Source organism: Epilithonimonas arachidiradicis, assembly GCF_003610695.1.
GTDB lineage: Bacteria > Bacteroidota > Bacteroidia > Flavobacteriales > Weeksellaceae > Epilithonimonas > Epilithonimonas arachidiradicis.
Genome location: NZ_RAQH01000011.1, coordinates 145,926 through 157,057 on the forward strand (window position 1 = coordinate 145,926; position 11,132 = coordinate 157,057).

Consider the following 11,132-nt stretch of genomic DNA (forward strand, 5'->3'; position numbering starts at 1 on the left):
TGATGTGGTGTTTTACTTGATTATAAATGTTTTGCCGATGATCATGCCGTTAGTCTCTCCGTCTGAGGAGATTCCTGTAAGGGTATTCCAGATATCGTCTGTAAACAATGTAAGAATGTTCTCTTCTTTACTGAACATTGAAGACGTATTCTCTGCTAATACCTTGAAGTGATAATATTTCCTGTTGTTGGCAGAATCAAACAGTGGATATTCTGTATAATCAGCACCCAAAAGATCTGTTGCCAGAGTTATTTTCGAATCGATAATATCCAAGACCGCTTTGTTCTCCCACAGATTTTCCTCTGCCTCAGGATTGTAAACCTGAAGCTGGACTTTATCTTGAGTCTGGTTTGTAACCAAACGTGCAATCTCTTTCCAGTTGCCTTGTCCTGACATACTGTACAGATGATAAATTCCTCTGTAACATGTAACATCCCATTCAAAAACAACATTGCTTACAGAATCGGCATCATTATCAGGCCGTGTACCGGTACCTTTTAAAATAGGTGATACAGGATTCTGTGTCTCCACAAGCATCAATGCCAGAAGCTTTGATGATTGTGAGGATACGTAATCGATCACTACTGTATTCTCTCCATTCTTATATTCTGCATATTCAACCTGCTTATCGGCTGTAACCCGGTAATACAAAGTATCTCCATAAGGGATCTGTTCAAAATCGAATAACTCGTCATACAGTGTCCAGACCGTACCATCTGTCATCTCAAATTCTGACACATCAACCTGCTTTACCAAGGTCATCGACAGCACTGATTCTGCATCCAGCCTGCTGACAGACCTGTAAAGATTCAATCTTTTAATTCCCGCAAAAGAAGGATAGGCATGGACATCAATCTGAATCTTTGCCGTGATATCAAGTAATCTGTTCTCCAGAACAGGAAGACCGCTTAAGATTTTAGGAGCTTCAGGAGCATTAGTGCCAACCAGCTTAACAGGACCAAGAACGGGACTTAAGTCACTTACAGTCATCTGAGAGCCTACCTCACGTGAGGCATAAAAGTAAACATTATCGGTCGTTCCGTTCAGTGTAAAATCTGTAAATAATACAAGATTGTCGCTTTCATTTAAAATCGTCATCATAGGAGCCATATCAAACTCCTGATCCAGATTAGGATCTGATGGTGCTTTTAAAAGATAGCCTGAACCATCACGGATATTCTGCTTCTTATCCAAAGGCTGAACATAAGGGGCTATCTTATGGTGGTACCGCTTGATATGCTGATAAAGAACTGGAACCTCGGTCAACGGCACAAAAACCTGATCAAAAACTTCCTGAATGAAGTCAATGAGATACTTGGTCTCCGTATTAAGACCAGCTATAGGCGGCAGAACAATATGATTTAATTTAACTAATCCAAAGTCTGATTCGTCTATTAAATACTCTGAACCTGCATTTCCTATATAATCTTTGATAAATGTATTGATTCCTTTAAAAAATTCTTCTTTATCTGGAAGTGGTAATCTATATCTTGACTCGCCAGGGCGTACTATTTCAGGGTATTCTTTATACTGCTCGTGATCTTCAAGCGGGTCATTTGGATTATTCGGGATTCTATAATATTCAAAATCAAAGAAGTTCTTCCATCGGTTGGTCAGATATTCTTCATTATTACCACCATAAACAGACAAATTTTCATAAATCTCTTTCAACGTATCAGGTTGATACAAAGCATTCAACAGTGCATTATTGTCTGCCCTGCAGAACTGAACACCAAAAGGTCTCTGGCTGAACTTTGTTGTAAAGCTGTAAGTCGATCTTCCGTAAAAATCAGGACGGGTCGCATAAAGACTGCCTTCAGGAAGTTCAGGAATACCCGGTACAATAATCTTCTGTCCCAACATCAGACTCGGAGAAGAAAACTTCGATCTGTAAGGGGCTGAATTGGGAACCGGTGAAGATGCCACTGTTCTCAATCCAAAAACAGAATATTTCAGATGCTGGTCGCCTGTCGGAAGAACACTGCTTGCAACTAAATCATTGGACGCATCACTGTAAAGATAAAGATTGTATGATGGGTAATAATTAACCTTAATTTCACCGCCATCCTTAACCGGGAACACCCCGTCTGACGCATAAAGTTCATCATAAATATACAAAGTGAACGGATTGCGGTTTAGGAAACCAAAGTTCTCGGCTTTGATAACCTTAAAGTTATCTCTGGTTTTTTTAGGCCGTTCGTCTTCGCCTGTGAAACTGTCTGTCCTGAAAAGACGAACCATACCATTTGTAATATCCATAAAACCGGTCGCATCGCCTAAAACCTTCTGTTCAAGCTTGAGGTTATCAAATGTAATCCGGTAAACACCTTCGAAAACTCTACCGTTCCAGACTTGTGTTATATTAGCAGTATCCCAGTAACCTCTCGATTTTTCCAAGTAACGCTGCTCCTGACCTTTCTCGGATACAGAGGTAATAACTTCACGATGGATTCCCGGGAATATTAATGGAACTCTGTGTGAGTTAGGATTTGTAGCCTTACCCCACACGTCTACTGACTGCATATTCTCCATTACCACAAACAGATCATTCCCTGAAGTCTCCGGTAGCGTCAAAGAATTGAATTGCACGGAGATAGAACCTCCCGAAAGAATCGTATTGCTCACTTCTTCCTTGTATACCGTAAACTCTAAACCTGTGTAACCCAAACCTTGTCTTACTGATTTTATTACATAGGATTTATGGTTCACAACAAATACAGAACCTGTAAAATGTTCATAGCCTGTTCCGTCAGGAAGTTCCGATTTACCCTTATCTCCATTGCTAAAATCATAATTTCTGGTCTGAAAAACAGAGCACAACCTGTCATAATCCGGCAATATATTAAATAAGCTTGCCGTAATTTTCCTTGGCGTATCCTTACGGAAATAAACTTCTATATTACTTGCAAACACATCATACACATCCGGAAAATAAGCTGGGTCGCTCTCGTAGGTTTCATCTTTAATCCCCGCATCAAAAGGGATAGAGTGAACTACCATATCCTGTTTTGAATCATATCCAAAGTTGAGGCGTATCAAAGTCTTATCTTCTCCCAAGATATCTTGATAAGTATTCTGTTCAAACGCAGAAGTGAACATCAAAGGCTCTTCCGGCTGGATAAGCCAGGCCTTGATATCCGAAGGCGGCAGTAAGTTATTGGCTGGCTTAATATCCGTAACAATACTCAAACTGCTTTGGCTGGATGCAGCACGCGAGAATATATTAATACCATAAGTAGAATAAATATAAGTCCCGCTTTCAGTATGCCTGTGCACATATAAAGGATCCCCAAAGTTTTCAGGAAGCATAATAGCTGCCGTCTCAAAGCTGCCCTGCTCTAATCGCGAGTTAACATTATAATATTGATCTGAATGCGACAGCTCTGGCTTCTTCCAGCTTCGTGGAATTATCCCTCCCCTGGCAACAATCTTATGCTCCAAACCTGCATAAACAGGAAGCGTATAAAGTGAAGCATTCCAATAAACTTCATTCGGAAAAAAGGATGGGTTAACCTCTGCGGAAGGAACCGGCTTATTGATGATACTGATAAAACGGCTCTTACCGTCTAACGAATAACCTTCTTCGTCATATAGTATCGGTATATCCTCATTCTGGGAACGTGGCACCCCTTTATAAAGCTCATAAATCTCAATCGGTAAAGGAAGACGCTCTGTATTGGTCGATGTCGGTAAAGACATCGAGATCAGCTGGCAATCTTTAGCTTCCTTAACATTGTTCGGATCCCTGAAGGTTCTGTATTCTGTTAAGTAAATATATTCTGCTCCGGAAGCAGGATCGATATCCATAGCTCCCAATCCTAATAAACGTGCAAGATGATAATCCAAAGAAGATGCATTCAGCAAGTCTAGATAGGATACCAAAGTACCTTCCTCTTCTCCGGGCTCATCATCCCCACCTCCATCATCATCTTCGGTTTCTTCAACAGCAAAATTGATATCAATATATTCCTCAGCCCTAACATTAATACCATCTTGACTTAGTCTAAGATAATTCTCAACTAAACTGACAATCGGTAGATCAAACGGATTATCATCCCCTGATGGTTTACGCCATTTATCAAAGTAATTCAACTTGTTAACATACTCACCATCATTATAACGAAGCCATTTACCATGGATATTATCTAGCATACGATCAAGATATTTGTCCGTTGTCACTGTCGTAAGGGCAAAATCACTGTAATATTCCCAAGCCTGCCATGCGGATGCTGAAGCGATGAAGTCACTATAAAACTCAAAATCAAATGAGTATACTTTGAAATTAACTGCCTTATAACGGATACTTCTACCATTCTCTGATAAAATATTCGTCGAATTAAGCTCAACCTGCGTCATCTTACGGCGGAAAGAAAGGTATTTGGAGATAACCAGTTTGTTCTCCTCTACAGATAAAACTTCAAGGGATAAAGTACCGCGCTGCTTGGAGCCTACAACCGGGGTAACTTTAAAAAACAATTCTTCCTTACATTCTATTTCTATGATGTTTTCGCCATAAGAATCTATAAAGTTCTGAGTCTCAGTTCGTGGATCAAACCTGGCACGAACTTCATTGTAACGGGTCTTGTTTCGGAAATAAACATACATAACCCGTTTATCTATCTCAACTTTAGAAGAGCTGCCTGTGTCGGAACTCATACTTCCTGATATCCTGTAAAGCCAACGCTGGTTATCATCATCCGCAATAAAAGGCGTCTCCAATAAATTAAGACGGCATTTGGATACGACTTCAGATGTATAAGGAACCCTGTATAGCTTTACGTAGTCCTGATGTTTATTATAATGATCTCCATCCGTTATCATTTGATTCTCATCAAAATAATCACCTTTAGGAATATGCAGCCTCCCAAGATCTCCCGAAAATAACCAACGTAGCTGAATGCTCTTCGGACTGTCTGAACCACTCGACCCTACTGCCTGTAAAGTAAAATTAGGAGACTGTAATGAATAACCTTCATCGGTATCTATAGGTACCCCATTATTCAAAACATCAAAATGGATCATATAGGGATAGATATTCTTAACGCCTTCGATCCGGATAGGAACCTCCTGTCTTCCAAAACCGGTCGGAGTAACAACAGAAGGATTCAGGTAAATATCTATTTTCTTCGTTTCTCCTGCCGCAATCGGAGTAACTGTATTAATTGCTAACCTCAGACCTAATATATTATCTGCAGAATGAATCTTTGTATTAGCTCCTATCGAAGTAGGGGTAGCTTTGCTTTTATTTTCTATCCAGATATGCCCTACCTCTGTCTGTTGGGATACGGAAACACCTTTTTTCAATTCAGGAAAACTGAATATTGCATTGACTACTTCCAACTCCAAAATATCTGCTGCTACATTAAACGATATCGAATAATGATCAGGATTAGAAGCCACAGGAAGCATATCAATCTCAAAATTAAATCCGTTTCCTATATTCAATGCACCGCCTGTGGAATAGCCCTTGATATAAACTGCATACTCCTTAACTGCACTGCCTGCCGGTGAAGGTTCAATAGAAACCCTGCCTCTCGTTGAAAAAGAAACACCATTATAAGGGTCGCCAGGATTATCCGGAATAAGACTCATCCCATCTTCAATAACTACCCCCCGAGTCTCCGTGTAGTTTCTGACATAAATAACCCCAACAGTACTCGCAGTCTCCGGAAAAATAACTTCTCCCTGTGTGAAAGTCAGCGAATCAGGATATAACTCAACTCTTGTGATACGTACATCTAAAGGCTCTTCTATAACATTAAAACGAATAACATGACCCAGATTGGATACATTATTGATATCTATCAAACAGGAATAGCTTTGCAAAAATGTCGGGGTAATATCTGCATTGAGAACAATATTGATTGTCCTGCTTTGCTCAGGTCCTATTACTATCTTTCCTAAACCATTATTGAATACACTGAATGTAAATCCGGCAGCGGAAAATAAAACATATCCCTCTCCTATCTCTATAGATCGCGTTTTTGTATCATTCTGAATCGTAAAACTGCCATAAGAGTAATTGTTAAAAACATAATGCTTGCCACTATAAAAATTTAATACCGGAAGATCACTCCCCACTATCCTGGCATTATAGTCCTCCAACTTAACATGGACCTGAATGCCATGCTGCTGCGGATTCTTTACCCCTAAAGAATTTTCAATGTTCAAAACTTCTCCAAAATCTCCAACTAAAGAAGGTTTTAAATCAGACGCCTCTATCGTAATACTGACTGGAATAACCCCCTTGCCACCACCTTTAGGTATTGTGATAACTCCAGAATTAGAAGTTCTAAACCTAAATTTGTTCCCTGGCTCATACCAAATCTCCTTAGGAGCAATCGGTATAACAAAATCACTATAAACATTATTGTTGACAACCTCAATCGATCCGTAACCATTCGTCTGAAAAGGTAACGGCAAATCTTTTATGTAATAAACTTTATCTAAATTAACTTTGCTTATACTGGCCTTGGGAACTTCGTCTTTAACATGTACTTTAATCTTGTAATTATATATATTATCAATTACGGGGTCAATAATATTATTAATTATAAACTCAAAATCTCCTTTTTTGATTACTAAATTATTATTATTTTTTCTTGCAGATAAAAATAAATATACCGGTATTTCTTGAAGGGGCTCGATATCATATCTAGAGTTAGTTTTGAAAACAAAACCATTATCATCTACTTCGGTAAAAAAAATAGTATTTACGGGTATTGTTAAAGTATTGGATGGTGAATTATTTTTTATTTTTATATTACCATAATTAATTGACTGTACGACTTGCCCTATTTCGAAAAATTTTTCTAAAAGTGAATTATTGTTAATAATTATCCCCCTAGGAATCTCTGTATAAACACTAAAATTAAGCTTTATAGTTTCATTTTTAACACCTGAAACTCTAATAACAAAGTCAAAATTACCTGCCTGGTAAGGGGTTCCTGAAAAGATAACTTTAAAGCCAATAGTTGACCTAGGAGGGATAGTTTTAGTTTCTGCTAGTTTAAAGTTCATTCCATTGACATACGGATAAATCAATTCAAAATTTTTGTAAAGAGTAGCAGGTACTATAGATGTATTAGTTATCAATAATTCTCCAATTGTTGGAGTATCTTCATAATTTTTATTAATTAATAAATTAGGAACCTCAATAGTAGAGGAAGACAAGTTTAATTCTGAAAAGCATATATCTAAACTATACTTCCATAGTTCCCGATTTCTTGTCGAAAAATCAATGATATTTATGGTATTCGTAAAATTTGCAGGAGAAATCGACAAAGTGAATGGCGAACGACTAAGCGAACGATTTTCAGTAGCAAATGGTAAAACAGTAGGAGCACTTCGACAACTATAAAATTCATTATCTAAAAGACCCAAAGAAAAACTATGCGCAGAAGATGAAGCAACTAAAATATTATTTCCGAATTTAGTAATACTCCTACCATCGGTAATAAACAAATTAATTCCTTTACTCCATATCAATTCAAAGTTTTTAGTCAATTTATGTACACCCGATCCTACAATATAAATGAAATTTCCTATCTCAAAATAATTAATAATAGTACCAAACTTAGTAGATCCCTCTGTCACGACCTTAATTTCTAAAGCTTGTATAGTTGTATCATTAAACCCAAATGATTTTAATAAGAAACCATTTCCATTATCAAGTCCTCCGACCAAAATAATTTTATTTTGATTATCAATATATATATCCCCTATTGATTGGATGTTGAAATTTAAATTATTTTCTAAATTGACAAAGTATCTATTAGATATGGAGAGATTTGTCTTATTAATCTCTAAAATAACAGGAATAAGTTTTGGATATAATGTATAGGATGTAAGTAAATATAATTTTGAATTAAAATATTTAAGTTTACCGCCTTCTAAATTTGTTGTGTTATAAGATTTTCGGAGTATTACATTATTACAATCTTTATCAAATAAAATTATAGATATTCCTGATAAAAAACAAACTCGATCACCATCGATTCCTACAATACCTGTAACAATTCCACCGTTGGGAAATGATATTAATTTTGAGACTAAATTAATTCCTGTTAGCGGGTCTATTTTTAAAAAGTATGCATTTCGGGTTAAATAACTACTACCTTCCAAACAAAATATTAATCTTAATAAACCGTCACTAGACATATCAAAATAAATAACTGGGTCATACCCAACCGTTGGAGGATAACCAGAATCTGATAAGCTAATACATTGTGTCCAAATTAAAGCACCATCATTAGAAACTTTCTGCCAAATAAGACCTATTGCTTGATTAAATCCATTATAATAATCGTCATCAAATCCACGATAATTAATTGATACTATATAGATAGATTCATCTATTACAAATGATCTACTTATAAAATTTGTTGCGCTGGTCTCTAATACATTATAACTAAAACTTTTAAGAAATTCCATTTCACATACTATGATTTAATTACTATTGATTCGCTTTTTAAAGTTTCTTTTATAATACACCTTTTTAAAATTATTTCAGTGAGTAATTATAATATTGAAGAATATTTAAGTTTAAACTTTCAATTAGAAGATATAATCAAAACCATAAAGCATTCTCAAATATGATTGTTTCAAATGAACTAATCAATACGTATTTCTACCTGTTTTTACAGGTTGAAAAGTTCAAAATCACCATACATAGAAATTAGCCTTAGCTCCATAGCAAGTAAGATAACACCAAGGAAACTTTTACAGTTTGTTTTTTTTATAAGGTTATTCTTATGGCCTTCTACTGTTCGTGGACTTATATTCAGTTTACTAGCAATTTCTTTACTTTTAAGTTCGATGGCAGTAAGATAAATAATCTCAAGTTCCCTTTTAGAAAAATCAAACCTTGAAATATCTTCATCAGGATTTTTTCTGATATAATCCGCTATTTTTTCAACCTTAGTCTTCAGCTTTTTTTCGTAGTAGAATTCTCCGTCATCATATTGTCTTATGGCTTTTAGCAGATCACGGGACTCTGAATCTTTTGTGAAATAACCGTGAAGTTTTAGCTGAACAGCATACTTGAGAAAATACGATCCTGAAAGATGGGATAAAATGATTATACTAATATCCGGTCGTTTTTTCTGCAATGTTTCGCAACAACTTAAACCGTCTATTCCCGACATCTGTATATCCAAAAGCAATACGTTGACTTGCAAATCTTCATTAATCTGTTGCAACAGTTCTTTTCCGTCAGAGCATTCCAGAACTACATTGATATCCTTTGCAGATTCAATCCACTTGGCGAGACCACGTCTGAAAATCTGATGACTGTTGGCTATTGCTACATTAACTCCCATACATCATTATTTGAGTTAAACGGATTCTATTAGACAAAACAGTCAGGTAATGACTTTTTATTATAGATAAGCTAAGTAAAAGATTGTTGGGGAGAAGACAAAAATAAATCGTCCGAATACTTTGTGTTTTCATTTTTTTTGGTGGTTTTTAGTTTTTCATATTCATAAATAATTCTATTTTTGGAACATTTTATTTATAATATAAGAACCAATAATTTTATAATTTATTATGGCTGTTTTAAAGTTAGTAAAAAAATCAATAATCCAGTATTAATAGAGTTTTAATTTGTAACACTTTACTTAAAATATTTTTTTTAATTTTCTTATTGCAATAAATATTACGTTTTGTATCAATTTTTATTATATTTGTTGATACAAACAATATCAATGTCATACTTAGCAGATAACATCAGATTTTTAAGAGCGAAAAAGGAATATTCACAACAGAAGCTTGCTGACGAATTAATGATTACAAGAGTCCGTTATGCCAAATATGAGGATGCTACTTCTGAGCCACCAATTGAGCTGTTGTTGAGGATATCCAAATATTTTGGGATTGGTGTTGACCTATTGATTTCTGTTGATATTCGGAAATATCCTGTTGAGGATATGATTAAACATCCTGACAATCGGGTTCTTATTCCTATTACTGTAGACACATTTGGGCATCATCAAATTGAGATTATTCCACAGAAAGCTTCTATGGGCTACTTAAATGGTTACAGTGATCCTGAGTATATAGAAAGCCTGCAGACGATTTCACTACCATTTCTGAAAAATGGGAAATTTAGAGCTTTTCCTGCTGATGGTGATTCTATGCCACCCTACAAAGATGGGACTTATATTGTTGGAAAGTATATCGAGAATCTTTCCGATCTTAAGACAGATAAAACCTATATTTTTATTACGGTTAATGATGGTATTACTTATAAAAGGTTTCAGTTTCACGAATCTGACGCCATCTGTGTTAAAGCTGATAATAGTTTTTATGAACCATACAGGATACCATTAACAGAGATTAAGGAAATATGGGAATTTGCTTGCAGCATATCAACTCAGGAATATGAACCTGATGAATTCAGTTCACAGAATATTCAGAATCTTATTGTAGAAATTAAAAAGGATATTAGTATGATTAATTCAAAAATATAGAGAAATGCTAATAATAGATTTATTAATAGTGGTGGAGCCAGCTCTTTTTTATTAGGTTCAAAAATACCATAAATTTATAAAGGTATCTGAAAATATGTTTATTATGTTACAATAGAATTTTTAATTCTATAATTCTTTCTAAATCTTGCACTAAATGTTTCGATTTCTTTGATTTGAAACAAGACTGAAATAGCCAATTAACTACTCATTATTCCCACGTCGAATTTTGACAAGTTTTGAAAATTAAATTGTATCAAAAAAGGCTACAAGACTTTGTTTGTTAAAATTGAGGGATATAATTCCTTTTTAATTTGACTCAATCGAACCAAATCATCGATAAAAGTGTTTGAAGATAAGCTCGTCTTGGTCACTTAATGAGACAACTATTTATTAGTTGTCTCTTTTTTTATAGACATAACAAATTATTTATCAAACTGTTACAGCTTGACATTTTATGGTTTGAATTTTTTCAGTTGAAATCTTTAGACTATCTAAAATATACAGCCTAAAAGTGCTACATCAGAGATTTCATCGGCATTGAAGCGTGGTTTGAAATCTCATTAAGTGTAAAGTATCAATAGATCCGCTACAAAAATGACTTAAATTTATGGTGTAAAGTTTAAAAATTTTATCCATGAATAAACAGCAACAGCAAATAAA

General features: G+C 35.2%; 3 protein-coding genes. 1 reads left to right on the top strand and 2 read right to left on the bottom strand.

From position 1 onward, the window contains the following. Positions 1–12 precede the first annotated feature (12 nt). Together BXY58_RS15820 and BXY58_RS15825 are read right to left on the bottom strand one after the other, a co-directional pair. Positions 13–7,686: a hypothetical protein gene (locus BXY58_RS15820; RefSeq protein WP_147366863.1), complete on the bottom strand. Its 7,674-nt coding sequence runs from the start codon at positions 7,684–7,686 to the stop codon at positions 13–15. 953 nt (positions 7,687–8,639) lie between these two features. Beyond that, complete coding sequence (locus BXY58_RS15825) at positions 8,640–9,320, bottom strand: response regulator transcription factor (protein WP_120214842.1); 681 nt, start codon at positions 9,318–9,320, stop codon at positions 8,640–8,642. Between the two features lie 387 nt (positions 9,321–9,707). Between BXY58_RS15825 and BXY58_RS15830 the strand changes: the two genes are divergently transcribed. After that, positions 9,708–10,472: a LexA family transcriptional regulator gene (locus BXY58_RS15830; protein ID WP_120214843.1), complete on the top strand. Its 765-nt coding sequence runs from the start codon at positions 9,708–9,710 to the stop codon at positions 10,470–10,472. Positions 10,473–11,132 lie beyond the last annotated feature (660 nt).

What these genes read in the sequence shown, in the direction of transcription:
- BXY58_RS15830 (WP_120214843.1), top strand. Translation starts at nt 9,708, where the DNA reads ATGTCATACTTAGCAGATAACATCAGATTTTTAAGAGCGAAAAAGGAA.
- BXY58_RS15825 (WP_120214842.1), bottom strand. Translation starts at nt 9,320, where the DNA reads ATGGGAGTTAATGTAGCAATAGCCAACAGTCATCAGATTTTCAGACGT.